At 74.4% G+C, this 22,771-nt stretch carries 24 protein-coding genes; 12 read left to right on the top strand and 12 right to left on the bottom strand.

The window, feature by feature from the left end; genetic code table 11:
* Positions 1 to 26 precede the first annotated feature (26 nt).
* Both ACH9D2_RS00440 and ACH9D2_RS00435 read left to right on the top strand, forming a co-directional pair.
* On the top strand, positions 27 to 971 hold the full coding sequence (locus ACH9D2_RS00440) for a hypothetical protein (RefSeq protein WP_396360737.1): 945 nt from the start codon (positions 27 to 29) through the stop codon (positions 969 to 971).
* 10 nt (positions 972 to 981) lie between these two features.
* Positions 982 to 2,064, top strand: coding sequence for a 4-hydroxy-3-methylbut-2-enyl diphosphate reductase (locus ACH9D2_RS00435; RefSeq protein WP_396360736.1), 1,083 nt, complete (start codon positions 982 to 984; stop codon positions 2,062 to 2,064).
* A gap of 17 nt (positions 2,065 to 2,081) precedes the next feature.
* Here ACH9D2_RS00435 and ACH9D2_RS00430 read toward each other — a convergent pair whose 3' ends face one another.
* From ACH9D2_RS00430 to ACH9D2_RS00420, 3 genes are read right to left on the bottom strand one after another with little or no spacing between them, the layout of a single operon-like run.
* Entirely contained in the window at positions 2,082 to 3,389 is a 1,308-nt protein-coding gene (locus ACH9D2_RS00430) for a DNA recombination protein RmuC (RefSeq protein WP_396360735.1), read from the bottom strand.
* A gap of 46 nt (positions 3,390 to 3,435) precedes the next feature.
* Positions 3,436 to 4,197, bottom strand: coding sequence for an ABC transporter permease (locus tag ACH9D2_RS00425; protein ID WP_396360734.1), 762 nt, complete (start codon positions 4,195 to 4,197; stop codon positions 3,436 to 3,438).
* A gap of 51 nt (positions 4,198 to 4,248) precedes the next feature.
* Positions 4,249 to 5,178: an ATP-binding cassette domain-containing protein gene (locus ACH9D2_RS00420; protein WP_396360733.1), complete on the bottom strand. Its 930-nt coding sequence runs from the start codon at positions 5,176 to 5,178 to the stop codon at positions 4,249 to 4,251.
* Positions 5,179 to 5,305: 127 nt separating this feature from the next.
* Here ACH9D2_RS00420 and ychF point away from each other — a divergent pair, with 127 nt between their 5' ends.
* Complete coding sequence (gene ychF, locus ACH9D2_RS00415; RefSeq protein ID WP_396360732.1) at positions 5,306 to 6,391, top strand: redox-regulated ATPase YchF; 1,086 nt, start codon at positions 5,306 to 5,308, stop codon at positions 6,389 to 6,391.
* A gap of 30 nt (positions 6,392 to 6,421) precedes the next feature.
* Here ychF and arfB read toward each other — a convergent pair whose 3' ends face one another.
* The 4 genes from arfB to ACH9D2_RS00395 all read right to left on the bottom strand — a co-directional run bounded on the left by arfB (position 6,422) and on the right by ACH9D2_RS00395 (position 8,582).
* Positions 6,422 to 6,862 carry an alternative ribosome rescue aminoacyl-tRNA hydrolase ArfB gene (gene arfB / locus ACH9D2_RS00410; RefSeq protein ID WP_396360731.1) on the bottom strand — a complete coding sequence of 147 codons (441 nt, stop codon included), beginning with the start codon at positions 6,860 to 6,862 and terminating at the stop codon, positions 6,422 to 6,424.
* A 528-nt stretch (positions 6,863 to 7,390) separates the two neighbouring features.
* Positions 7,391 to 7,660 carry a hypothetical protein gene (locus tag ACH9D2_RS00405; protein WP_396360730.1) on the bottom strand — a complete coding sequence of 90 codons (270 nt, stop codon included), beginning with the start codon at positions 7,658 to 7,660 and terminating at the stop codon, positions 7,391 to 7,393.
* The gene (locus tag ACH9D2_RS00400; protein ID WP_396360729.1) at positions 7,657 to 8,016 is read right to left on the bottom strand and encodes a hypothetical protein; all 360 of its coding nucleotides are present in this window, start codon (positions 8,014 to 8,016) and stop codon (positions 7,657 to 7,659) included. Before ACH9D2_RS00400 ends, ACH9D2_RS00405 begins: the two co-directional genes overlap by 4 nt.
* Before the next feature lie 272 nt (positions 8,017 to 8,288).
* Positions 8,289 to 8,582 carry a hypothetical protein gene (locus ACH9D2_RS00395; RefSeq protein WP_396360728.1) on the bottom strand — a complete coding sequence of 98 codons (294 nt, stop codon included), beginning with the start codon at positions 8,580 to 8,582 and terminating at the stop codon, positions 8,289 to 8,291.
* Between the two features lie 81 nt (positions 8,583 to 8,663).
* Between ACH9D2_RS00395 and ACH9D2_RS00390 the strand changes: the two genes are divergently transcribed.
* Positions 8,664 to 9,059: an MmcQ/YjbR family DNA-binding protein gene (locus tag ACH9D2_RS00390; protein ID WP_396360727.1), complete on the top strand. Its 396-nt coding sequence runs from the start codon at positions 8,664 to 8,666 to the stop codon at positions 9,057 to 9,059.
* A gap of 28 nt (positions 9,060 to 9,087) precedes the next feature.
* On the opposite strand, the gene ACH9D2_RS00385 is transcribed toward ACH9D2_RS00390, so the two are convergent.
* Together ACH9D2_RS00385 and ACH9D2_RS00380 are read right to left on the bottom strand one after the other, a co-directional pair.
* Positions 9,088 to 9,531, bottom strand: a complete 444-nt coding sequence (locus ACH9D2_RS00385) for a lipopolysaccharide assembly protein LapA domain-containing protein (RefSeq protein ID WP_396360726.1) — start codon at positions 9,529 to 9,531, stop codon at positions 9,088 to 9,090.
* A gap of 92 nt (positions 9,532 to 9,623) precedes the next feature.
* The gene (locus tag ACH9D2_RS00380; protein ID WP_396360725.1) at positions 9,624 to 10,292 is read right to left on the bottom strand and encodes an alpha/beta hydrolase family protein; all 669 of its coding nucleotides are present in this window, start codon (positions 10,290 to 10,292) and stop codon (positions 9,624 to 9,626) included.
* A gap of 145 nt (positions 10,293 to 10,437) precedes the next feature.
* On the opposite strand from ACH9D2_RS00380, the gene ACH9D2_RS00375 reads away from it, so the two are divergent.
* The gene (locus tag ACH9D2_RS00375; protein ID WP_396360724.1) at positions 10,438 to 11,046 is read left to right on the top strand and encodes a uracil-DNA glycosylase family protein; all 609 of its coding nucleotides are present in this window, start codon (positions 10,438 to 10,440) and stop codon (positions 11,044 to 11,046) included.
* Positions 11,047 to 11,071: 25 nt separating this feature from the next.
* On the opposite strand, the gene zupT is transcribed toward ACH9D2_RS00375, so the two are convergent.
* Positions 11,072 to 11,857 (bottom strand): zinc transporter ZupT, encoded by a 786-nt coding sequence (gene zupT / locus ACH9D2_RS00370; RefSeq protein ID WP_396360723.1) that lies wholly within the window; start codon positions 11,855 to 11,857, stop codon positions 11,072 to 11,074.
* A gap of 100 nt (positions 11,858 to 11,957) precedes the next feature.
* Between zupT and ACH9D2_RS00365 the strand changes: the two genes are divergently transcribed.
* Complete coding sequence (locus ACH9D2_RS00365) at positions 11,958 to 12,845, top strand: aminoglycoside phosphotransferase family protein (protein WP_396360722.1); 888 nt, start codon at positions 11,958 to 11,960, stop codon at positions 12,843 to 12,845.
* Positions 12,846 to 12,881: 36 nt separating this feature from the next.
* Here ACH9D2_RS00365 and ACH9D2_RS00360 read toward each other — a convergent pair whose 3' ends face one another.
* Both ACH9D2_RS00360 and ACH9D2_RS00355 read right to left on the bottom strand, forming a co-directional pair.
* Positions 12,882 to 13,634, bottom strand: a complete 753-nt coding sequence (locus ACH9D2_RS00360) for a YoaK family protein (RefSeq protein WP_396360721.1) — start codon at positions 13,632 to 13,634, stop codon at positions 12,882 to 12,884.
* A gap of 76 nt (positions 13,635 to 13,710) precedes the next feature.
* Positions 13,711 to 15,294 (bottom strand): cation:proton antiporter domain-containing protein, encoded by a 1,584-nt coding sequence (locus ACH9D2_RS00355; RefSeq protein WP_396360720.1) that lies wholly within the window; start codon positions 15,292 to 15,294, stop codon positions 13,711 to 13,713.
* A 158-nt stretch (positions 15,295 to 15,452) separates the two neighbouring features.
* Here ACH9D2_RS00355 and ACH9D2_RS00350 point away from each other — a divergent pair, with 158 nt between their 5' ends.
* The 6 genes from ACH9D2_RS00350 (at position 15,453) to ACH9D2_RS00325 (ending at position 22,755) form a co-directional block, all read left to right on the top strand.
* Positions 15,453 to 16,844, top strand: a complete 1,392-nt coding sequence (locus ACH9D2_RS00350; protein ID WP_396360719.1) for an MFS transporter — start codon at positions 15,453 to 15,455, stop codon at positions 16,842 to 16,844.
* Positions 16,841 to 17,947 (top strand): winged helix DNA-binding domain-containing protein, encoded by a 1,107-nt coding sequence (locus tag ACH9D2_RS00345; protein ID WP_396360718.1) that lies wholly within the window; start codon positions 16,841 to 16,843, stop codon positions 17,945 to 17,947. Before ACH9D2_RS00350 ends, ACH9D2_RS00345 begins: the two co-directional genes overlap by 4 nt.
* Before the next feature lie 75 nt (positions 17,948 to 18,022).
* Positions 18,023 to 18,721, top strand: coding sequence for a maleylpyruvate isomerase family mycothiol-dependent enzyme (locus tag ACH9D2_RS00340; protein ID WP_396360717.1), 699 nt, complete (start codon positions 18,023 to 18,025; stop codon positions 18,719 to 18,721).
* On the top strand, positions 18,718 to 19,152 hold the full coding sequence (locus ACH9D2_RS00335; protein WP_396360716.1) for a glutaredoxin domain-containing protein: 435 nt from the start codon (positions 18,718 to 18,720) through the stop codon (positions 19,150 to 19,152). The genes ACH9D2_RS00340 and ACH9D2_RS00335 overlap by 4 nt, the downstream gene beginning before the upstream one ends.
* Positions 19,153 to 19,445: 293 nt before the next feature.
* Positions 19,446 to 21,359 carry a translational GTPase TypA gene (typA, locus tag ACH9D2_RS00330; protein ID WP_396360715.1) on the top strand — a complete coding sequence of 638 codons (1,914 nt, stop codon included), beginning with the start codon at positions 19,446 to 19,448 and terminating at the stop codon, positions 21,357 to 21,359.
* 37 nt (positions 21,360 to 21,396) lie between these two features.
* Complete coding sequence (locus ACH9D2_RS00325; protein WP_396360714.1) at positions 21,397 to 22,755, top strand: PIG-L family deacetylase; 1,359 nt, start codon at positions 21,397 to 21,399, stop codon at positions 22,753 to 22,755.
* Positions 22,756 to 22,771: the final 16 nt, after the last annotated feature.

Here is a 22,771-nt window from a genome sequence, read left to right as displayed (position 1 = left end):
CTCCTCGTGGTGCGTACAGTGGTTGCGTGAGCCCCTCAGCACCCCCCGCCTCCGGACACCGATCCCGACGACGCGCCACGACGGTCCTGCGCACCGGTCTCGGCACCGTCCTCGGTCTCGCCACCGCGTCCCTCGTGGCGCTGCTCGTGCCCCTGCACTGGGCCGAGGACACCGTGGTGTCCCGCGACGGGTTCACCCAGGTGGTGGGCACCCTCGCCGAGGACCGGCAGTTCCAGGAGGAGCTGGCCCGCACCGCCGTGGGGCAGGCGACGGACCGGTTCCTGGGCGAGCGGGCCACCGGCGTGCCCTTCCTGGACCGGGCCCTGGAGAACCTGACGCGCCGCGCCGCGGACGTCGCCGTCGGCCTGACGTCCGACCCCGCCTACCAGCGCGCGTGGACGGAGAGCCTGGCCCGCACCCACGCCGCGAACGTCCCGGCCGAGGACGGGGTGGCGGAGCCGCCGCGGGACCTCGTGCTGGACCTCGGCCCGATGCTCCACGAGGTGGACGCGGCCGTGGAGCGCACCGCGGGTGTGGACGTCGGGCTCTCCGACCGGGAAGGCACCATGACCGTCCCGGGCTCCCGCACCGGACCCCTGATCGAGGCCGGCACCCGGCTCACCGACCTCGCCGGGCCGCTCACGTGGACGGCCGCGGTGCTCGCGGTGCTCGCGCTGCTGGTGACCCGGCACCGCTTCGCCACGCTCGCCGTGATGGGGTTGGGCTCGCTCGCCGGCCTGGGCGGGGTGTGGCTGCTCGTGGAGCACGGCGTGGAGCGGGCGACCGGCGCCCTGGGCTCGGACCCGGTGGTCCGGCTCGCCGTGGACCGGGTCGCCGTGCTGCTCACCGGCTCCCTCGCCGAGCAGATGGTCACGGCCGCCTGGGTGGCAGGGATCACAGGCGTCGTGGGCCTCGTCGGGGCGATCCTGGTGTCGGGCGGATCACGGCGCGGGCGCCGCCCCACCGCGTAGCATGGAGGCCATGCCGACCACCGTTGCGCTCTCCATGCCCACCGTCCCCCGTTCCCGGCGCACCCCCGAGGACGTGGCCGCCTCCGCTCCCGTGGACGGGCCCAAGAAGGTCCTGCTCGCGTCCCCCCGCGGCTACTGCGCCGGCGTGGACCGCGCGGTCATCGCCGTGGAGAAGGCGCTCGAGCACTACGGCGCCCCGGTGTACGTGCGCAAGGAGATCGTGCACAACAAGTTCGTGGTGAGCACCCTCGAGGAGCAGGGCGCCGTGTTCGTCGAGGAGACCGACGAGGTCCCGGAGGGGTCCCTGCTCATCTTCTCCGCCCACGGCGTCTCCCCGGCCGTGGTCGACTCCGCCAAGTCCCGCAACCTGCACACCATCGACGCCACGTGCCCGCTGGTGACCAAGGTGCATCGCGAGGCCGTGCGCTTCGCGAAGAGCGACTACGACATCCTGCTGATCGGCCACGACGGCCACGAGGAGGTCGAGGGCACCTCCGGGGAGGCCCCCGAGCACATCCAGGTGGTGAACAGCCCCGACGAGGTCGACCGTGTCGTGGTCCGCGACCCGGACAAGGTCGTGTGGCTGTCCCAGACGACCCTCAGCGTGGACGAGACCCTGGAGACCGTGCAGAAGCTGCGCGAGCGCTTCCCCTCCCTGCAGGACCCGCCCAGCGACGACATCTGCTACGCGACCTCCAACCGGCAGACCGCGATCAAGAAGATCGCCCCGGACACCGACCTCGTGATCGTCGTGGGCTCGGCGAACTCCTCGAACTCCGTGCGGCTCAAGGAGGTCGCCCTCGAGTACGGGGCCCGCCGCGCCGAGCGCGTGGACTTCGCCAACCAGGTGGACGAGTCCTGGTTCGAGGGCGTCGCCACCGTGGGCGTCACGTCCGGCGCCTCCGTGCCGGAGGTGCTCGTCAAGGACGTGCTGCGCCTGCTCGCCGACTACGGCTACGGGGAGGTCGAGGAGGTCGTCACCGCCGAGGAGGACGTCCTGTTCTCCCTGCCCAAGGAGCTGCGCGCCCGGCTCACCGCGGCCGGGGACACCTCCCACCGGCTCGGCGGCCGGGGGGCCCGCCCCGCCCGCTGAGCGCCGGCAGTCCCTGCTCAGCCCGCCGCGCGCTCGTCGAGCCCCTGTGCTGCCTCGCCGGCCGAGCCGCTGCGGCCCGGGCGCTCCACCGCCTCCGGCAGCTGCGCCGCCGCGGTGAACTCCGGAGCGGTGAGCGGGCGCGGCGCCACCACGAGCGGCCGCGTGGTGAGCCGCTCGTCCTCCGCGAGCGTGGGGTCGAGGTCGTTGATCCGCCGGGCCGTGGGGAACACGCGGGTCTCCACGGACCCGGTCAGCCGGTTGTAGGTCTCGACCGACTTCTGCAGCGACCGGCCCATGTCGTCGAGGTGCTTGCCGACCGTGCCCAGCCGCTCGTAGAGCTGGCGGGAGAGGTCGAAGAGCTCCTTGGCGTTCTCCGTGAGCCCGTTCTGCCGCCACGTGAACGCGACCGCCTTGAGCGAGGCGAGCAGCGACACCGGTGACACCAGCGCCACGTTGCGGCTCGCGGCGTGGTCCAGCAGGGTCGGGTCCGCGTCCAGGGCCGCGGACAGCGCCGACTCGGCGGGCAGGAAGCACAGCACCAGCTCCGGGGAGGCGTCCCGCGCCTCCCAGTACTTCTTCGAGGCCAGGGCGTCCACGTGCCCGCGCACGGCCTTCGCGTGGCCGCTCAGCTGCGCGCGGCGCCCGGCGTCGTCCTCGGCGTCCTGGGCGCGCAGGTAGGCGGTCATGGGCGCCTTGGCGTCCAGGACGATGTCCCGGCCCCCCGGGAGGTGCACGACCATGTCGGGGCGGATCGCGCTGCGCTCGCCGTCCGCGGTGGTGCCGTTGGAGGCGACCTGCTCCCGGAAGTCGACGTGCGCCGTCATCCCCGCGGCCTCGACCACCCGGCGCAGCTGGACCTCTCCCCAGGTGCCCCGCGCGGAGCCCGAGCGCAGCGCGGAGGACAGGGACGTGGTCGCGGTGCGCAGGTGGTCGCCCACCTCGCGGGTGTGGGCCAGGGCCTGGGTGATGCCCCCGTACTGCTCGGCCCGGTCCCGCTCGAGCGCCGTCACGTGCTCCTCGACCGAGCGCAGCTGGTGGGCCACCGGGGCCAGGGCCCGCAGCACGTTGTTGTCCTGCACGGAGCGGGCGTCGGCGTCCCGCAGCCGCTCCTCGAGCTGGGCGCGCGCCTCGACGGCCGCCGCCCGCTCGGAGGCCAGGTCCACGAGCCGGTCCTGGACGGAGGCGAGCTCGGCCTGGAGCCCGGACCGCTCCTCCTCCGCGGCCCGCGCGTCCCGGGCGGAACGGGCCCGCGCCACGACGAGGCCCAGGAGGGCGCCCACGAGCAGGGCGAGCAGGACGAGGACGACGACGAGGCTGACGGTCATGCCCAGCAGTGTGGCACGCCACGCCGACACCGCACGGCAGCGGCGCTCAGCGCCGGACCGTGGTGCGGCGCACGGCCAGCAGCACCACGGCGGCGAAGACCACCGTCCAGATCCCGGTGTTGAGCAGCAGCGCCCACAGGGGGTCGGACTCCACCGGCGGTCCGCTGGTCGCCACGACGTCGCCCTCCACGAGCGGATACCGGGCCAGTCCGGCGAGGCCGTAGAGCGGGGTGAACCGCGCGATGTCGAGCATCACACCGGTGAGCGGGACGAAGAGGTTGCCGAAGAAGCTGAGCACCACCAGCAGCCCCGAGGCGGCGGTGACCGCGGACTCGGAGCGGAACAGCAGCCCGGCCGCCAGGCCGTAGAGGGCGAACACCGAGGAGCCGGCCACGACGATCGCCGCGGTGGCGGGCCAGCGCCAGCCGCCCAGCTCGGCACCGGTCAGGGCGCCCACCGCGTAGACCGCGAGCACGGGCAGCACGGCCATGGCCAGGGCCACGGCCACCTTGGCCAGGACGTACCCGTACCGCGGCGCCGGGGTGAGCCCGATCTGCCGGCCCCAGCCGCGGGCCTGCTCCACGGCGGCGGAGCCGGCGATCGAGGTGGTCGCGGTGACCGCCCCGTAGACCGCCATGGAGATCATGTTGTACCCGCCGGCGTTGCCGTGGCCCACCGGCAGGTCGGAGAAGTCCCCCAGCGCTGTGAACATCACGTACAGCACGGCGGGCAGGACCACGACGAAAAAGGTGTTCTCGACCATGCGCACGTTGCGGCGCAGGTCGTGGGCGGCGTAGGCGATGCTCATGGTGCTGGTCCTCCGGGGGACGGAACGGGGGCAGGGGTCTCGCGGGCGGGGTCAGTCGGCGGTGAGGCCCAGGAAGGCCTCCTCGAGACCGGCGTGGGTGATCTCGAGCTCGCTCGCGCCCGTGGTGGTGAGCAGGTGCCGGGCGATGGCGTCCGTGTCGGGGCCCGTGAGCCGTGTGCGTCCGCCGACGGGCTCCAGCGGGGTCGCTCCCGGGACGACGACGGGCTCGGGGCCGTCCCAGCGGAAGCTGACCACCCGGTGGCCGGCGAGGGCCTGGACCTCGGCGGTGGGGGCGTCCGCGACCATCCGCCCGCCCTTGAGCACGACGGTGCGGGCGGCGAACTCCTCGGCCTCGTCGAGGTAGTGGGTCGCGAACACGACCGTCCGGCCGAGCTCCGCCTCGGCGTGCATCGCGGCCCAGAACTCCCGCCGGGCGCCGACGTCCATCCCCGCGGTCGGCTCGTCGAGGACCAGCAGATCCGGCTCGGGCAGCAGGGCCAGCGCGAAGCGCAGCCGCTGCTGCTCACCGCCCGAGCACTTGGAGACCTTGCGCCGCGCGAACCCGGCGGCCCCGGCCCGGGCCAGGGCCTCGTCCACCGGGAGGGGGTTCCGGTGCAGGGTCGCGACCATGGCGACCGTCTCCCGCACGGACAGGTCGTCGAGCAGCCCGCCGGTCTGCAGCACCGCACCGATCCGCCCGGCCCGCACGCTTTCGCGCGGTGCGGCACCCAGGGTGCGCACGGTGCCGTCGTCGGGGTCGGTGAAGCCCAGCACCATGTCCAGGAGGGTGGTCTTCCCGGCTCCGTTGGGACCGAGCAGCGCGACGACCTCGCCGCGCTCCACGCGCAGGCTCACGCCGTCCACGGCCCGGACGCGGCGCTCGCCGTGCCCGAACCCCTTCCGGGCGCCGGTGACGTCGACGGCGGGGGAGGTGGAGCCGCTCGCGTGCGGCGCCGTGCTGGATGCCGGGGAAGTCCTCATGCTCCGACTCTGCTCCACCGCGCGCCGTCGCGGAAGCTCCGGAGATCACGACACGCCCATGACCTCGGTCACGGGCCCCGCAGCTCGAGGGGCGTGCCGGCCCGCCCGGCCGGTAGGATGGTCTCCCGTGGCTCTTACTATCGGAATCGTCGGACTGCCCAACGTCGGCAAGTCCACCCTGTTCAACGCGCTGACCCGCAACACCGTCCTGGCGGCGAACTACCCGTTCGCGACCATCGAGCCGAACATCGGCGTGGTCAACCTGCCGGACCCGCGGCTGGAGCGGCTCGCGGAGATCCACGGCTCGGACCGGATCCTGCCCGCGACCGTGTCCTTCGTGGACATCGCCGGCATCGTCAAGGGCGCGTCCGAGGGGGAGGGGCTGGGCAACCAGTTCCTCGCCAACATCCGGGAGGCCCACGCCATCGCCCAGGTGGTGCGTGCGTTCGACGACCCGGACGTCATCCACGTCGACGGCGAGATCGATCCCGCCTCGGACATGGAGACCATCAACACCGAACTGATCCTCGCCGACCTGCAGACCCTCGAGAACGCGATCCCGCGCCTGGAGAAGCAGGTCAAGATCAAGAAGGCCGACCCCGCCAAGCTCGCCGCCATGCAGCAGGCGCAGACGATCCTCGAGCGGGGGGACACCATCTTCGGGGCGGCCGAGAAGGAGAAGCTCGAGGTCGACCAGCTGCGCGACCTCAGCCTGCTCACCGCCAAGCCCTTCATCTACGTCTTCAACGCCGACGACGGCGTGCTCGGCGACGAGGCGAAGCAGCAGGAGCTGCGCGAGCTCGTGGCGCCCGCCGACGCCGTGTTCCTCGACGCGAAGCTCGAGTCCGAGCTCGTGGAGCTCGACGAGGAGGAGGCGAAGGAGATGCTGGAGATGTCCGGGCAGGACGAGGCCGGCCTCGACAAGCTCGCCCGCACGGGCTTCCACACCCTCGGGCTGCAGACCTATCTCACCGCCGGGCCCAAGGAGTCGCGCGCCTGGACCATCCCCGTGGGCGCCACCGCCCCGCAGGCCGCCGGCGTCATCCACACCGACTTCGAGCGCGGCTTCATCAAGGCCGAGATCGTCTCCTTCGAGGACCTCGACGCGGCCGGGTCCATGGCCGACGCCAAGGCCGCCGGCAAGGTCCGGATCGAGGGCAAGGACTACGTCATGCGCGACGGCGACGTGGTGGAGTTCCGCTTCAACGTCTGAGCCGGTCGGGCAGCGCGTGCCGGCGCGTCGTTACTCCGGCCCGGGGCGTCTGCGGTTCTGCTTGGTCTCGGAACGCCGGCGCTTTCCTTCGATGCGGCGTCGTTGCGAACCTCTCGTGGGCCGGGTCGGCCGCCGGACGGGATCCGGGACCAGGGACTCGCGCAGGAGGGCGGCAAGGCGTTGTCTCGCTGCCGTCCGGTTGCGCCGCTGCGACCGGTGTTCCGCGGCGGTGACGGTGAGCACTGTGCCCGAGAGCCGGCCGGCGAGCCGGTCGAGGACGAGTTCGCGCTGCACGTCGCTCAGTGCTGTCGTCGTGGCCAGGTCGAGACTGAGCTGCACCCGCGAGTCGGTGGTGTTGACGCCCTGGCCGCCCGGACCGGAGGCATGGGAGAACTGCTCGACCAGCTCTCCCGCCGGCACCCTGAGGCCGCGGGGCGCGCCGGGGCCCGGAGGCACGTGCAGATCGTCCACACGATGATTGTGTCGCACCTGCAGCGAGGCGGAGTTCCGCTTCGACGTCCGGCCGTCCCGCGCCTGCCAGGCTTCTCATCCGCACTCCGTGCCTGAACAGACCTCCGGCCGTGATCTCGGGTCGTCCTCGATGTCACGGCCGGCGGCTCGTCGCAGGACAGCTCCACGGTCAGGCGGTGGCCCGGCGCCCATGAGCTCCGGCTCGGGGAGTGTTCGCGCCGCGGGCGCAGGTGGAGCGGCCGGTGCTCCACGTCCTCGGGCGGCCACTGGGCGCCGGTCACCAGCTCGCGCGTCCCCTCGACGTGCACGGTCACGGCCGGCTCGGCCATCACGCCGTTGTCGATGCCCCGGAGCCGGTAGTCGTGCCACCGGAACGTCTTGTCGTGCTCCTCGATGAACGGGCGCGACTGCATGGGCCGGTACGGGCCGATGTCCAGCTTCTTCGGGCCCTCCGGGGCGTTGGTCACCGGGTGTGATCTGCAGGCAGTGAACCACGGACGGGTGAGCGCACGCGGGATGCCTCCGTGGTCAGTCGGCCCCGCCCGCCACGATCCGCAGATCGGTCAGGTCCGCGTCCTCGAGGTGCGGCAGCACCCGGGTGGCGAACAGGGACAGGGCCGCCCGGTAGGCGCCGGCCCCGGTCTCGGCCTCCACGTCCATCCGGAGGGACACGCCGTGCGCGCCGCTGCTGCGGGCGATGCAGTGCGCCGCCGTGACGGCCCGGCTCAGCGCTCCGGCCGCGGACACGTCCACCCTGTGGGTCGTCCGGACGGTGGCCTCGGCGGTCCACGTGCTCACGGGGTGCGTCCCGCCCGGGGCTTCTCGATCCGGCCCGGCACGACGATCCGCACCGGGCCGGTGACCGGCCGCGCGTCCTCGAGGCTCCAGCGCAGGAGGTCCACGGCCGCGGGCTCCGCCTCGTGCGCCTGGTGCAGCTCCACGGTGAGGTCCGATCCGGGGAAGAGTGCCCGCGCCCGGGTGGCGAGCGGCACCAGTGCCTGCTGGTTCGTCCCGGTCAGCACGCCGGTGACGACCAGGGCCACGTGCCGGCCGTCGAGGTCGATCCGGACGAGGACCGAGAGCTTGGGCGCCCCGCGCGATCTCTCCGGCGCGCCCGGCGTGCGCAGCCCTGCGTGCACGGTGCTGTCGTCCATCGTCGTCTCCCCTGGTGGCCCCGGTGCGAGAAGAGGCCGGCCCCCGCCCTGGCTGCCGCCGCCCCCGGCGCGGCCCCGGTCCGGCCGGCTCGCACCACCATCGTGGGCACTTGGCCGGCGGACCGCCAGGAGGCCGCCCGGAGGGGTGCGTTATCCGGCTCAGCGATGCAGTCAGCGGTTCGCGGAGGCGCGGGGAGGCCGTGTGCCGGGCGGGCCCGGAAGAGGTGCCGGTCCGTGCGTCGGGGCCGTGGTCCCGGCGCACGGACCGGCCGCTACGGCTGGGAGCCGGTGGCGTCCTCGGGCGGTGCCGCCGCCTCGAGGTAGTCCTCGATGTCCACGAGCACGGCGGGGCCGGACTGTGCCACCTGCAGCGCGACGGCCAGGCTCGCGACGTCGTCCTCGGCCAGGGGCTGGTCGGGCAGCTCCACGGCGTAGCGGGCCTCGCCGTCGACGAGCACGGGCGTGATGTGGGCGGGGCCGCTCGTGAGGTCGACCACGGTCGCGGGGGCGATCACGTCGTCGTCCTCGGGAACCGGGCGGTCGTCGGGGGGTGCGGAGGAGCTCATGGGAACCGTCCTGTCGTTCGGGGTGCTGTCAGGCTACTGCCTGATGCCCTCAGCGCAACGGACCGGCCTACGATGGGTGTCATGAGGCACCCGCTCAGGTTCGACGGCGACGATCCGGTGCTGGCCCGTGTGCGCACGATCTGCCTCGCGCTGCCCGGCGCCCAGGAGAAGATCTCCCACGGCCGCCCGTGGTTCTGCACAAGGACGGGCTTCGCGGTCTACGGCGGGACGCTGCGGGGGGACACGTCGATCGCCTTCGACACGGCGCTGCTGGTCAAGGCCGACCCGCAGGAGCGTCCCGCGCTGCTGGCCGGGACGCGGTTCTTCGAGCCGGCGTACCTGTGGCCCTCGGGCTGGGTGGGGATGGACCTGTCCCCGGCGGGGACCGACTGGACCGAGGCCGCCGAGCTCGTCGAGACGTCCTACCGGCTCACGGCGCCGCGCCGCCTGGTGCAGGAGCTCGACGCCCGCCGCTGACGGGCCGGACCGCGCTCGGCCGGGGAGCTCAGCCCAGGGCGCGCTTGATGTCGGCGCGCTCCTTCTCGAGCTTGCGCACCCGGTGGCCCAGCCTGAAGAGCCGGACGGAGCCGACGAGGCCCATGATGAGCGCGCCGGCGACCGCCGCGAGCAGCATGGCGACGCCGAGGGGGAGGCTGAACCGCCAGCCCAGGTAGTTGAAGTCCGCCTCGACGTTGTTCTGCAGGATGAAGATCAGCAGCAGGATCAGGATCAGCAGGCCGAGGATCAGGGCCGTCCACATGGCCCCCGAGATGCCCTGCTTCTGGTGCTCGTCCAGCGCGGGGTCGGTGCCGACCCGCTGCCGGACGGCCGGTTCCCGGCCGGTCCCCGGGCGCTCTGCGGCGGACGCGTCCGGCGCGGCGGTCCGCTGCTCGTCAGCGGGGGAGGGCTCTCGGCGCTGCGGGTCTGGGGATTCTGGGGTGCGGGCCATGACGGTTCTCTCCCTGGTCGCGGACGGATCGCGGTGACGCTGTGCTCCTCACCGTAGTCCTGGTCGGCGCGCCGCTGAAGTCCCGCCGTGGCTCAGCGCGCCGGCAGCTCCCGCTGGAGGAAGCGGCGCACCGCGGCGGGGAGCAGCGCGAGCGTGTCCTCCTGGCCCACGGGCCCGGAGCGGCGGACCTTCAGGGCGTGGTCCGCGTCCTCGACCGGGACGACGCCGACCGCCGGCGCGCCGCCCGCGGCGGCCACGACCTCGTCCGCCGTGCCGAAGGCGTCCCGCGTCCCCTGCAGCACCAGCACGGGGACCGGGGGCCGCAGCAGCTCCTCGGCCCGCGAGCGCTCCGGCCGGCCCGGCGGGTGCAGGGGGAAGGCCAGGCAGACGACGGCGGAGGCGCCCACCGCGGCGGCCGTCCGGCACGCCACGCGCGCGCCGGCGCTGCGGCCCCCGACGACCACGGGCACCCCGGCGGCCAGCCCGGTCACGGCCGGGGCGGCCGCCAGCCACCCGGCGTCGAGGGCGGCCGGGCGGGGAGCGATCTTCCGGCCGGCGAGCACCCAGGGCTGCTCGTGGCGCACGACGGTGATCCCGTGGCGGGGGAGCTCGTCGGCGAGGGCGGTGAGGTCGGGGGCACCGGCGCCCCCGCCCGCGCCGTGCCCGAGCCACAGCAGCGCCGTGGGGTTCCCGGCGGGGGAGACCAGCAGGCGTCCCGGTCCGGTCTCGGTGGGCACGGTGAGCTCGGTCGGTCGGGGCATGGCCTCCACGGTAGCCGGGCGGTCGCCGGGCCGCGGCGTCGCGGGCCGCCGCGGGCGATCCCGCGGGACGCTCCTCGAGGGCGCGCCGGTCCTCCGCCCGGGGCCCGTGGTGCCTGCCGGGCGGGGCGCGGCCTAGCATGTCGGCATGGCATCCCCGAACGCGTCCGGCGGCGCCCGGCCGAGCCGGGCGGACCTCGAGGCCGCCCGGAACACGACCCTGCCCGACCTGCTGGGCCCGGACGTGCGGCTGCTGATCTGCGGCATCAACCCGAGCCTGTGGGCCGCGGCCACCCAGGCGCACTTCGCCCGGCCCGGCAACCGGTTCTGGCCGGCCCTGCACGACGCCGGGCTCACCGGCCGGCTCGTGGACTGCTCGACCGGGATGAGCGCGGAGGACCGGGAGCACGTGCTGGACCGGGGCCTCGGCATCACGAACCTGGTGCGCCGGGCCACGGCCCGGGCCGACGAGCTGGACCCCTCCGAGTTCGTGGCCGGCCGGGAGCGGCTGGCAGAGCTCGTCGCCGGGCTGCGCCCCGCCGTCGTCGCGGTCGCCGGGGTCACCGCCTACCGGCACGCCTTCGGGGACCCCCGGGCCGCGCTCGGGCGCCAGGACCGGGAGCTGGCCGGGGCGCAGCTGTGGGCGCTGCCCAGTCCCAGCGGACTCAACGCCCACGCGTCCCGGGCGGACCTCGCCGCGGCGTTCGCCGAGGCGGGACGGGCGGCGGGCCTCCCGGCCGCCCGGTCGCTCCCGTGAGCCGGAACGGAGCGCCGCAGGCGTCTCACACGAACAGGAGCAGGCTCACGGCCATGACCGCCATCCCGGCCACCAGCCCGTAGACCGACAGGTGGTGCTCGCCGTACTCCTGGGCCGTGGGCAGCAGCTTGTCCAGGGAGATGAAGACCATGATCCCGGCCACGCCCGCGAACACGACGCCGAAGACGATGTCGTCGAGGAACGGCCGCAGCACGAGGTACCCGAGCACTCCGCCGACCGGCTCCGCCAGGCCGGAGAGGAACGCCCAGCGGAAGGCCCTCCGGCGGTTGCCCGTGGCGTGGTAGATCGGCACGGCCACGGAGATCCCCTCGGGGACGTTGTGCAGCGCGATGGCCACGACCACCGGGATCGCCACGGACGGCTCCTGCATGGCCACCACGAAGGTCGCGAAGCCCTCGGGGAAGTTGTGGATCGCGATCGCCAGCGCCGTCATCGTGCCCATCCGCATGAGCCGGCGCTGCCGTCCGGCGTCGTCGTGCGGGTACTCGTGCGGGTTGACGCGGGAGGGCACCAACCGGTCGATCACCGCGATCAGGGCGATGCCCCCGAAGAACCCGCCCGCGGTGGCCCACGCCCCGGCGCGCTCCCCGAGCTCCGCGACCAGGGCGACCTGCGCCTTGACGAAGATCTCGACCAGGGACACGTAGATCATCACCCCGGCCGAGAAGCCGAGGCTCACCGCGAGGAACTTGGCGTCGGTGCGCTTGGTGACCAGGGCCATGAAGGCTCCTGCTCCCGTGGCCAGCCCCGCGAACAGCGTCAGGCCGAAGGCGAACAGCAGCTCGTTCACGGGCGGGTCGACTCCGTTCCTGGACGGGGTGGGCGCTCGCAGTCTAGCGAACGGTGCGCGGGCCCCCGATCGCCGCGGGGCGGTGCGCCAGAATGGTCCGATGACGACTTCCTCCGGAAGCGCCCCGGGAGCGGACGGCCGTCCGGCCGGTGTCCCCGCCGGGCTCGCGGACCGGTACACGGCCGCGTGGGAGCTGGCCCCCGACGGGCCGGCGCGGGACGACGACGGGGCCCTGGCCCTGCCGGTGCGCACCCGCGCCGGGGAGCCGGCCGTGCTGCGGCTCGCCCCGCCGCGGCCCGGCGCCGAGCACGAGCACCTGGCCCTGCGCGTGTGGGCCGGGCGCGGGGCCGTGCGGCTGCTCCGGGCCGAGCCGGCGGACCGGGCGCTGCTGCTCGAGCGCACCGCCGACCGGGACCTGCACGGGCTGCCGGTCCTCGAGGCCTGCCGCGTGCTCGGCGAGCTGACCCGCGCCCTCGCCCGGCCGCCGCGGCCCCCGTTCCCCCGCCTGTCGGAGACGGCCCGGCGGTGGCAGGCGGAGCTGGCGGCGGCCACGGACCTGGACGCCCGGTTCCCGCGCCGCTTCCGGTTACAGGCCGTCAAGAGCCTCGAGCGGCTCCGGCGCGACGAGCTGGACGTGGCGCTCGTGCACCAGGACCTGCACTACGGTGCCGTCCGCGCGTCGGAGCGCGCCCCGTGGCTGGCCGCCGGGGCCCACGCCGTGGTCGGCACCCCGGAGTTCGCGCTGGTCCCCGCCCTGTGGCACCGCCCGGAGGAGGCCGGCCACGGCGGCGCCCTGGCCGCGGCCCTGGCGGACCGGATGGAGGCCCTCGCCCTGGCAGCCGGCGCCGACGAGGAGCGCCTCCGGGCGTGGACGCTCGTCCGGTGCGCAGTGGCGGCCCGGGACGAGGTGGTCCGCCCCACCGGCGCCCCGCACCGCGAGATCAGCCGGCTGGTCCAGCTGTGCAAGGCCGTGCAGCCGGGAGCATGAGGCGCCGTCCTCGTCACCGGGCCCTGGGGCCCTGGTTCAGGAGGCGGAGGAGCGGCGGAAGCCCAGGTCGGCGGCGAGCGGGCGCCACGCCGCCACGAGCAGGGCGAGCGCGGCGGGCACGAGGACCGGGAAACCCGCGGCCACGTAGCCCAGGGCGCCGAGCACCCCGCCGGCGAAGAAGAGTCCCACGAGCGCGGCCAGCAGCCTGAGCTTCCCGGCGTCGCCGGTCACGGGGTCCGCGTCCGCGAGCCGGTTGCGGTAGAGGAACTTGCCGAGCTCGATGCCGATGTCCGTGACCATGCCCGTCACGTGGGTCGTGCGGATCTGGGCGTTCGAGATCTTGGTGATCACGGCGTTCTGCAGGCCCATGGTGAAGGCGAGCACGGGGACGAACAGCAGGTCCCGGTGCGCCCAGGTGAGGCTCTCGGCCAGCAGGCCGAAGGCGAGCATGAGCAGGCCCTCGAGCAGCAGGACGTTGGCGTAGCGGCTGTGCAGCCCGCGGCGCCGCGCCCAGTTGAACATCAGCGCGCAGCACGCGGCCCCGCACGTGAACGCGACGACGGCCAGCACCCCGACCGCCACGAGCCGCAGATCGCCCAGAACGAGGTGGTCGGCCACCATCGCGGTGAGCCCCGTCATGTGGGAGGTGTACACGGCCACGGCCACGAAGCCCACCGAGTTGAGCACCCCGGCCACCAGGGCGAGCAGGTAGGCGAGGTGCCGGTTGAGGGCGGGGGTGCGGCGGGGTCCCGCGACGTCGAGCAGATAGCGGTCGATCCGGGCCCTCATGCCGCGAGCCTAGCCCGAGGACCGCACCGGGCCGGTGCCCTCGGGCCGACGTGCACCGGCCGCGGCCCCGCCGCGGTCAGTCGGGCCGGCGGCCGAGGGCCTCGACGGTCTCCGCGGCGAGGGCGATGCCGGCGCCGCTGTAGAGGTTGAAGACCGTCCGGACCCCCTGCTCGCGCAGCTCCTGCACCTCGTCGTCGTACTGCGCCACGGCGGCCACGGCCCCCGCGAACCCGGACTCCGTGAGCTGGCGCAGGGCCACGAGGTTGGAGCCGTGGAAGGGCATGGCCAGCACGGCGACCTGCACGTGGCCGGTCGCGAGCACCCGTTCCCAGAACTCCTGGTCGGTCGCGTCCTCGTTCTGCACGTCGAAGCCCTCCTGGCGCAGGCGCTCGGTGCGGTCGGTGGAGTTCTCGACGCCCACCACGGAGAACCCGTGCTCCTCGGCGAACTCCTGGTAGGCGGCCTGTCCCACCCGTCCCATGCCCAGCACCAGGACCTCGGCGTGGCCGATGTCGATGGGCCGGTCCTCCGCGTGCAGCCGGTGCTCCGGGTGCTCCGGCAGCCGCCGGGCCAGGGTGCCGATCAGGGGCGAACCGCGCCGGTTGACCAGCGCGGAGACCACGAAACTCGCCGCGACCGCTACCGAGAGCACCACGAGCCAGCGCTCCGCGAGCAGTCCGGAGGACACCCCGACGGCCCCCACGATCAGGGCGAACTCCGAGTGGTTGGCCAGGGCCAGCCCCCCGCGCAGCGAGGTCCGGCGGCGCATCCCGAACACCCACAGCAGCAGCACGAACAGCATCGCCTGCACCGGCACGAGCGCCAGCAGCAGCAGCCCCAGGAGCACCGTCATGCTGTCCGGCATGCCGTTGAACCCGATCGAGACGAAGAACGCCACGAGCAGCAGGTCCTTGAGGGTGAACAGGGTCCGGGAGAGCTCGCCCGCGTTCGCGTGCGAGGCCAGGAGCATGCCCACCAGCAGCGCGCCGAGGTCCCCCTTGATCCCCACGGCGGAGAAGGCGATGTAGCCGGGGACCAGGGCCATGACGACCCCGAACAGGGCCTGCATCTCCCCGTGCCCGATCCGGTCCCAGACCCGGCGGAACAGCCACGCCGCCGGCAGCAGCAGCACCAGTGCCACGGCCCACGGGCTCGGCGGGTGCTCGTTCGTGACGGCGATGAAGGCGACGGCGGCGATGTCCTGCATGATCAGGATGCCGATCGCCACGCGGCCGTACAGCGACGTGGTCTCGCTGCGCTCCTCGAGCACCTTGAACACCAGCACGGTGCTCGAGAAGGACAGCGCGAAGCCCACCAGGGCGAGCGTGGGCAGGTCCGCCTCGGGCAGGGCCAGACCGGCCAGCATGAACAGCCCCAGGAAGCCGACGCCCAGCGCCGTGCTCAGCACCATGTGCACCCCCGCGGTGCCCCACACCTCCCGGCGCAACAGGGACCGGGCGTCGAGCTTGAGGCCGATGCCGAACAGCATCAGGGTGACGCCGATGTCGGCGAGCTCCTCCATCGCCTCCAGCCGTTCCACGCCCAGGCCGTTGAGCACGAACCCCGCGGCCAGGAAGCCCACCAGGGGCGGCAGCCGGAGCAGGACGGCGAGGGCGCCGGCGCCGAAGGCGACGACCAGGTACACGGCGACCGTTGTCACAGGAGGCTCCCTCGCCGGGCCGGTGGGTGGGGACCCCTCCAGTCTAGGGGCGGAGCAGGTCCCGGGCTCGGGGCGGGACGACATGCGCCCGACGCTGCCCGGTCCGCCGACCGCCTACAGTGGTCGCAGCACCGCGCTGCAGAGGGAAGGACCGGAGCATGCACGAGAGCCAACGGCCCGGCGGCGCCACGTCCGCGCTGACGCGCTCCCAGCGGCTGGACCGGCTGCCGTTCACCACCCAGCACCGGAAGCTGCTCGTCGGCTCCGGGGTCGGCTGGGCCCTGGACGCCATGGACGTGGGCCTCATCTCGTTCGTGATGGCCGCGCTCGCCCAGGAGTGGGGTCTGGGCACCGGGGAGCTGTCCCTGCTCGCCTCGATCGGTTTCGTGGGCATGGCCGTGGGCGCCAGCCTCGGCGGGCTCCTGGCCGACCGGCTCGGCCGGCGCCAGGTCTTCGCACTGACCCTGCTGGTCTACGGCCTGGCCACCGGCGCGTCCGCGCTCGTCGGCTCCCTCGCCGCGCTCGTGGTCCTGCGCTTCGTGGTGGGCCTCGGCCTCGGTGCCGAGCTGCCCGTGGCCTCCACCCTCGTCTCCGAGTACGCCCCCCGCCGGATCCGCGGCCGCGTGGTGGTGATCCTCGAGTCCTTCTGGGCCGTCGGCTGGATCCTCGCCGCGCTCGTGGGCTACTTCGTGGTGCCCTCCTCCCCGGACGGCTGGCGCTGGGCGCTGGTCGTGGGTCTCGTGCCGGCCCTCTACGCCGTGGTCGTGCGCCGGGCCCTGCCGGAGTCGGTCCGCTTCCTGGAGCACCGGGGCCGGACGGACGAGGCCGAGGCCGCGGTGCGCGCGTTCGAGCGGGCCCGCCCCCTGGGCCGCTCCCGGGCCGAGACCGCGGAGCAGGCCCGGGCCGCAGAGCAGACCGGGCCGCGCCCGGGCGAGGGGGCGACCAGGATCTGGGGTCCGGACCTGCGGCGGCGCACGGCGGCGCTGTGGACCGTCTGGTTCTGCATCAACTTCGCCTACTACGGGGCGTTCACCTGGCTGCCCACGCTCCTGCTCCAGCAGGGCCTCACGCTGACGACGTCCTTCGGCTACGTCCTGGTCATCACGCTCGCCCAGCTGCCCGGCTACGCCGCGGCCGCCTGGCTGATCGAGGTCTGGGGCCGGCGGATCACCCTGGCCGTGTTCCTCGGGGGCTCCGCGCTGAGCGCGGTGCTGTTCGGGATCGTGTCGATGGGCAGCGTCGTGCTCCCGTGGCAGGTGATCGGCTCCGGCATGGCGCTGTCCTTCTTCAACCTGGGGGCGTGGGGCGCGCTGTACGCGATAGGCCCGGAGCTCTATCCCACCGCGCTGCGCGGAACGGGGACCGGGGCCGCGGCCGCCTTCGGCCGGATCGCCTCGATCCTGGCCCCGCTGGCCGTGCCGGTGCTGCTCGTCCTCGGCGGGGAGCGCTACGACGTCGTCACGGTCTTCGCCGTCTTCGGCGCGGCCTTCCTCGTGGCCGCGCTCTCCGCGTTCGCCCTGCCCGAGCAGCGGGGACGGGCCCTGCAGTGACCGCCCCGACCGTCCTGACCGACCGCGAGATCGGCCTCGCGCGGCTCGCGGCCCACGGGCTCGTGCGGCCGGAGGACCTGGCGCCCGAGGACGTCGTGCGCGCCCTCGGGGCCGTCCAGGCGCAGGACCTGCCCGGCGCCCTGGTCTCGGTCGGCCTCCGCCGGGCCGCCGGGTCCGACGGTCTGCGGAAGGCCTTCGACGACGGCCGGATCGTGCGCACGTGGCCCATGCGCGGCACCCTGCACCTGGTGCCCGCCGAGGACCTGCGGGAGTGGCTGGCGGTCCTGGGCCCCCGCACCGTCGCCTCGACGGCCGCCCGGCGCCGCGCCCTGGGCATCGACGAGCGGCTCGACGCGGCCCGGGAGGCCGCGCTCGCCGCGCTGCGCCACGGCCCGCAGCCCCGCGAGCGCCTGCACGCCGCGTGGGAGGAGGCCGGACTGCTGGGCGAGCCGGGCCGGGCCTACCACCTGATGCTCGCCCTGCACCTGGACGCGACCCTCTGCCTGGGCCCGCTGACCGTGGACGCGCGGGACCAGCTCGTGGTCCCCGTCTCGGACTGGATCCCGGCGGCGGGGGAGGGGACGGCCGGACCCGGGACGGGCGCCGGCGGTGTCGCGCCCGTCGTCGCGCGCTGGGTGCGCCGGTACCTGCGCGGTCACGGCCCGGCCTCCGTGGCGGACGCCGCCCGGTGGTCGGCCCTGCCCCGGTCCGCGGTGCGCGACGCCCTGACGGGGCTGGACGGTGTCGTGGCCGTGCACGACCGCGGCGGCCGCGAGCTGTGGTGCGCCCCTGAGGTGCTCGAGGGCCCCGACCCCGGCGACCGGCGGGCCGCCGGGGTCTTCCTGCTGCCGCCCTTCGACGAGTTCGTCCTGGGCTACGGGGACCGGTCCCACGTGCTGGCCCCGGACCACGCGACCCGGATCGTCCCCGGCGGCAACGGGGTCTTCAAGCCCACCCTCGTGGCGGGCGGGCGGATCGTGGGGACCTGGGGGCGCGTGCGCCGCGCGGGGGGATCCGCGCTCGTGCTCGCCCCGTTCGAGGAGCTCTCGGCCGCCCGCCGCCGGGAGGCCGAGCGCGCCTTCGCGCGCCTCCCGACGCTCTGAGCCGAGACGAACCCGGTATGGGTCCCGGGGGCCCGGAGGTGGTCCGGCTCACCCTGCGCTCGATAGGGTGAACCCATGATCAATCCTGCCCGCCTGCACTCGGACCTCTCCCGCCTCGGCCGCGAGACCGAGATGTTCCTGGCCACCACCGCGTCCCTGTCCGACGACGAGCTGGCCGCGCCATCGCTGTGCGACGGCTGGCGCCGCGCCGACGTCGTCGCCCACATCGCCTCCAACGGGCGCGCGCTCGTGAAGCTCATCGACTGGGCAGTCACGGGCCAGGAGCAGGCCCCCTACGCGTCGGCGGAGGCCCGCAACCAGGAGATCGCCGAGCTGGCGGACCTGCCCCGGGAGGAGCTGGTCGAGAAGGTGCGCGAGTCCGCGTCCTACTTCGCCGAGCAGTCCCAGCGGCTGGCCGGGGAGCTCGCCGTCGAGGAGGTGCACCTGCACGGCAAGCAGATCCCCGCGACCTCCATCGTGGCGCTGCGCATCGCCGAGGTCGTCGTCCACCACCACGACCTCGACACCGCCTGGACCATCGAGGAGGCCGACCCCGACTCCCTGCTCAACGCCCTCGAGGCGGCCGTGCGCACCATGCGCGCCAAGGGCGCCCCCGGCATGACGCTGGTGACGGAGGAGCGCGACGAGTGGGTGATCGGCGACGGCGCCCTGCGCGTCGAGTCCGACCGGGAGGGCCTGCTCGAGTGGCTGGCCCGCGGCGAGGACGAGAACGTCGAGGCCGACGGCCCGCTGCCGGTGCTGCCCTCCTGGTGACCGGACCCTCCGTGCGCAGCTGGTGGCTCGCGGCGCTGGTCCTGCTGGTGACCGGTGCCGCCGTGGTCCTCCGGCTCGGGCGCGGAGAGCTCGGCGAGGCGGGGATCGCGGTGCTCGCCGGTGCCGTGGGCGTGGCGGTGTGCTCCCCGCTGGTCTTCCCGCGCCGGGGCGCCGCCCCGGAGGCCGCGCCGGACCCCGTGACCGTCTACTACCGTCCCGGCTGCGGGTACTGCCTGCGTCTGCGCGCGTCCCTGGGCTCCCGCGCCCGGCGTGCCCGCTGGGTCGACATCTGGGCGGACCCGGGCGCCGCCGCCTACGTCCGCTCCGTCAACGGGGGCGACGCGATCGTGCCGACCGTCGTCCTCGACGGCGTCCCGCACACCAATCCGGCCCCCGCGACGGTCCGGGCGGCGCTGGAGCGCCGGCCCTGAGCGGAGCCTCCTGGGGCCTGCCGAACGCTCCGTCCGCGCCCCGGGGCGCCGGATCCCTCGGGTGCTCGCGGATCCCCGGACGACCGGGCGGATCCGTGCCGGGACGGGGGAGTCGGCGGGGTCACAGGCGCCCGGGGTGCCGCCCGGGCGGTCCCGCGGGGTAGAATGGTCGACGGCCCGCTGTGCGGGCGCTCCCGCCCGGGTCCCTCCGGGTGCGCGGCGGCGCCCCGGCCGCACCCATCGGGAGGGCTGCACCTCCCCCCGCATCTCCACCCGAAGAGAGACCCACGCGTATGCCTGTCACCTCCACCACCGCCCAGCGCGCCGACCTCCGCAACGTGGCCATCGTGGCCCACGTCGACCACGGCAAGACCACCATCGTGGACGCGATGCTCCAGCAGACGCACGCGTTCTCGTCCCACGGTGAGGTCGAGGAGCGCGTGATGGACTCCGGTGACCTGGAGCGCGAGAAGGGGATCACGATCCTCGCCAAGAACACCACGGTGTTCTACGAAGGTCCCTCCGCCGAGGGGGAGACCATCACCATCAACGTCATCGACACCCCCGGCCACGCCGACTTCGGCGGCGAGGTCGAGCGCGGCCTGTCCATGGTCGACGGCGTCGTGCTGCTCGTGGACGCCTCCGAGGGCCCGCTGCCGCAGACCCGCTTCGTGCTGCGCAAGGCCCTCGAGGCGAAGCTGCCCGTGATCCTCGTGGTCAACAAGGTCGACCGCCCGGACGCCCGGATCGAGGAGGTCGTGCACGAGTCCATGGACCTGCTGCTGGGCCTGGCCTCGGACATCTCCGAGGACGAGCCGGACCTCGACCTGGACGCCGTCCTGGACGTGCCCGTGGTCTACGCCGCGGGCCGTGACGGCCGGGCCTCCCTGGTGCAGCCGGAGAACGGCGGCCTGCCGGACAACGAGGACCTCGAGCCGCTGTTCGAGACGATCATCAAGCACGTCCCCGCGCCCTCCTACGACCCCGAGGGCGTGCTCCAGGCCCACGTGACCAACCTGGACGCCTCCCCGTTCCTGGGCCGTCTCGCCCTGCTGCGCATCTTCAACGGCACCCTCAAGAAGGGTCAGACCGTGGCCTGGGCGCGGGCCAACGGCGAGCTCAAGAACGTGCGGATCTCCGAGCTGCTGGCCACCAAGGGCCTGGACCGGGTCCCGGCCGAGTCCGCCGGCCCCGGCGAGATCGTGGCCGTCGCCGGGATCGAGGAGATCACCATCGGCGAGACCCTCACCGACCCGGACAACCCGCAGCCCCTGCCCCTGATCACGGTGGACGACCCCGCGATCTCCATGACCATCGGCATCAACACCTCGCCGCTGGCCGGCCGCACCAAGGGCACCAAGGTCACCGCCCGCCAGGTCAAGGACCGCCTCGACAAGGAGCTCGTCGGCAACGTCTCGCTCAAGGTGCTCCCCACCCAGCGTCCCGACGCCTGGGAGGTGCAGGGCCGCGGCGAGCTGGCCCTGGCGATCCTCGTGGAGCAGATGCGCCGCGAGGGCTTCGAGCTGACCGCGGGCAAGCCCCAGGTCGTGACGAAGATCGTCGACGGCAAGGTGCACGAGCCCTACGAGCACATGACCATCGACGTGCCGGACGAGTTCCTCGGCGCCGTGACGCAGCTGATGGCCGGCCGCAAGGGCCGCATGGAGGCCATGGCCAACCACGGCACCGGCTGGGTGCGGATGGAGTTCAAGGTTCCCGCCCGCGGTCTGATCGGCTTCCGCACCCGGTTCCTCACCGAGACCCGCGGCGCCGGCATCGCGTCCTCCTACGCCGACGGCTACGAGCCGTGGGCCGGGGACATCGAGTACCGCACCAACGGCTCGATGATCGCCGACCGGGCCGGGGTGGTCACCCCGTTCGCCATGATCAACCTGCAGGAGCGCGGCTCCTTCTTCGTGGAGCCCACCTCCGAGGTCTACCAGGGCATGATCGTGGGCGAGAACTCCCGCGCCGACGACATGGACGTGAACATCACCAAGGAGAAGAAGCTCACCAACATGCGTGCGGCCTCCTCCGACACCTTCGAGAACCTCACGCCCCCGCGCAAGCTGACGCTCGAGGAGTCCCTCGAGTTCGCCCGCGAGGACGAGTGCGTGGAGGTCACCCCGGACGCGATCCGCATCCGCAAGGTGATCCTCGACGCCAACGAGCGGATGAAGGCCAACCGGGCCCGGGCCCGCGCCTGATCCCGGACCGCAGCAGCACAGCGCAGCAGGCCAGGCCGTGACCCAGCCGCCCGTCCCGTACTACCCCGAGCAGGGCGTCCTCGTGCGCGAGGACGCCCTGCCGGGGCTGCTGCCCCCGGGGCTGCGACCGGAGGACGCCCGGCTGCTGTTCGTGCACGCCCACCCCGACGACGAGTCCATCGCGACCGGCGCCACCATGGGCCGGTACGCGGAGCTCGGCGCGCAGGTCGTGCTGCTCACCATGACCCGCGGCGAGCGCGGCGAGGTCATTCCCGAGCCGTTGCACGGGCTCGAGGTCGGCCGCCCGGAGTGCTCCGACGACGGGACGGCCCTGGGCCGCTACCGTGTCGGCGAGCTCCACGACGCCGCGGCCCGCCTCGGCGTGGCCGAGCGCTTCTTCGCGGGGGAGCCCCCCGCCCTCGACCCCGCCGTGGGCTTCGCCGGCGGCACGGGCCACTACCACGACTCCGGCATGTCCTGGGGCCCCGACGGGCGGGCCGCGCCCGCCGAGGACTCCTCCCCGCACAGCCTCACCGCGGCCACGGCCGACGAGGCCGCCGCGCACGTCGCCGCCGCGGTCCGGGCCGTGCGCCCGCACGTGCTCGTGACCTACGACGACGACGGCGGCTACGGCCACCCCGACCACGTCCGCACCTCCGCCGTCGCGCTGCGCGGTGCCGAGCTCGCCGCCCGCCCGGGCGCGGACGCCGACGGGACGGATGCCGAGCCCTGGCGGACGCCCCTCGTGTGGGCGGTCGAGGGCGAGGCCCGGGCCGAGGACCCGCGCCCGCAGGCCGCGGTGCACGGCTCCGCCGAGCGCAAGCGGGCCGCCATGGCCGCTCACGCCACCCAGCTGGTGCTGGCCGAGGACGGTGCGCGCTTCGCCCTCTCCAACGGGGTGTGGCAACCCTTCAGCGCCCTCGAGACCTACCGGCTGCTCGCCGGGGACCCCGACGCGGCGGCCCCGGAGGAGGAGGCGCCCGGGCACGCCCAGGCCTCCGTGCTCTCCACCCTCGTGACGTCCGTCGCGGCCGGTGCCGTGGCGGCGTCCGTGGCCACCGTCCTGCACGGCGCCGTCTGGTACTCGGCCGCCGGGTGGTGGATCCCCTGGGGGCTGCTCTTCGCGACCGCCCTGCTGCTCAGCGTGTCCCTGTGGGTCGGCACCGCGACCCGCCGCGTGTGGGCCGCCGCCGTGCCGGGGCTCATCGGCTACCTCGTCTCCTGGCTCTTCGCCTACGGCGGGGACGGCTCCGTGATCGTCGTGACCAACCCCGGCACGCCCGTGGGGATCCTGGGCCTCGCGTGGTTCGTGCTGGTGTTCGCGGTGACGATCCTCGCCGTGCTCGTCACGGCCGGCTGGCTGCGCGCCCGGCGGCGGAGGACCGGCGCCGCCTGAGCTCCGGGCCCGCCGC

Origin of the sequence: Kocuria rhizosphaericola, from assembly GCF_044462205.1 — a bacterium.
GTDB lineage: Bacteria > Actinomycetota > Actinomycetes > Actinomycetales > Micrococcaceae > Kocuria > Kocuria rhizosphaericola.
Note: the sequence above shows the minus strand (reverse complement) of the source record. Positions and strands in the feature narration are given on the sequence as shown.

Bases quoted from the DNA above. Each gene is read 5' to 3' on its own strand.
- ACH9D2_RS00385 (WP_396360726.1), bottom strand. From the start codon at position 9,531: ATGGCCCGCACCCCAGAATCCCCAGACCCGCAGCGCCGAGAGCCCTCC.
- ACH9D2_RS00365 (WP_396360722.1), top strand. From the start codon at position 11,958: ATGACGACTTCCTCCGGAAGCGCCCCGGGAGCGGACGGCCGTCCGGCC.
- typA (WP_396360715.1), top strand. From the start codon at position 19,446: ATGCCTGTCACCTCCACCACCGCCCAGCGCGCCGACCTCCGCAACGTG.
- ACH9D2_RS00430 (WP_396360735.1), bottom strand. From the start codon at position 3,389: ATGACCGTCAGCCTCGTCGTCGTCCTCGTCCTGCTCGCCCTGCTCGTG.
- ACH9D2_RS00390 (WP_396360727.1), top strand. From the start codon at position 8,664: ATGAGGCACCCGCTCAGGTTCGACGGCGACGATCCGGTGCTGGCCCGT.
- ACH9D2_RS00425 (WP_396360734.1), bottom strand. From the start codon at position 4,197: ATGAGCATCGCCTACGCCGCCCACGACCTGCGCCGCAACGTGCGCATG.
- ACH9D2_RS00420 (WP_396360733.1), bottom strand. From the start codon at position 5,178: ATGAGGACTTCCCCGGCATCCAGCACGGCGCCGCACGCGAGCGGCTCC.
- ACH9D2_RS00350 (WP_396360719.1), top strand. From the start codon at position 15,453: ATGCACGAGAGCCAACGGCCCGGCGGCGCCACGTCCGCGCTGACGCGC.
- ACH9D2_RS00435 (WP_396360736.1), top strand. From the start codon at position 982: ATGCCGACCACCGTTGCGCTCTCCATGCCCACCGTCCCCCGTTCCCGG.
- ACH9D2_RS00400 (WP_396360729.1), bottom strand. From the start codon at position 8,016: ATGGACGACAGCACCGTGCACGCAGGGCTGCGCACGCCGGGCGCGCCG.
- ACH9D2_RS00360 (WP_396360721.1), bottom strand. From the start codon at position 13,634: ATGAGGGCCCGGATCGACCGCTATCTGCTCGACGTCGCGGGACCCCGC.
- ACH9D2_RS00380 (WP_396360725.1), bottom strand. From the start codon at position 10,292: ATGCCCCGACCGACCGAGCTCACCGTGCCCACCGAGACCGGACCGGGA.
- ACH9D2_RS00375 (WP_396360724.1), top strand. From the start codon at position 10,438: ATGGCATCCCCGAACGCGTCCGGCGGCGCCCGGCCGAGCCGGGCGGAC.
- ACH9D2_RS00395 (WP_396360728.1), bottom strand. From the start codon at position 8,582: ATGAGCTCCTCCGCACCCCCCGACGACCGCCCGGTTCCCGAGGACGAC.
- ACH9D2_RS00340 (WP_396360717.1), top strand. From the start codon at position 18,023: ATGATCAATCCTGCCCGCCTGCACTCGGACCTCTCCCGCCTCGGCCGC.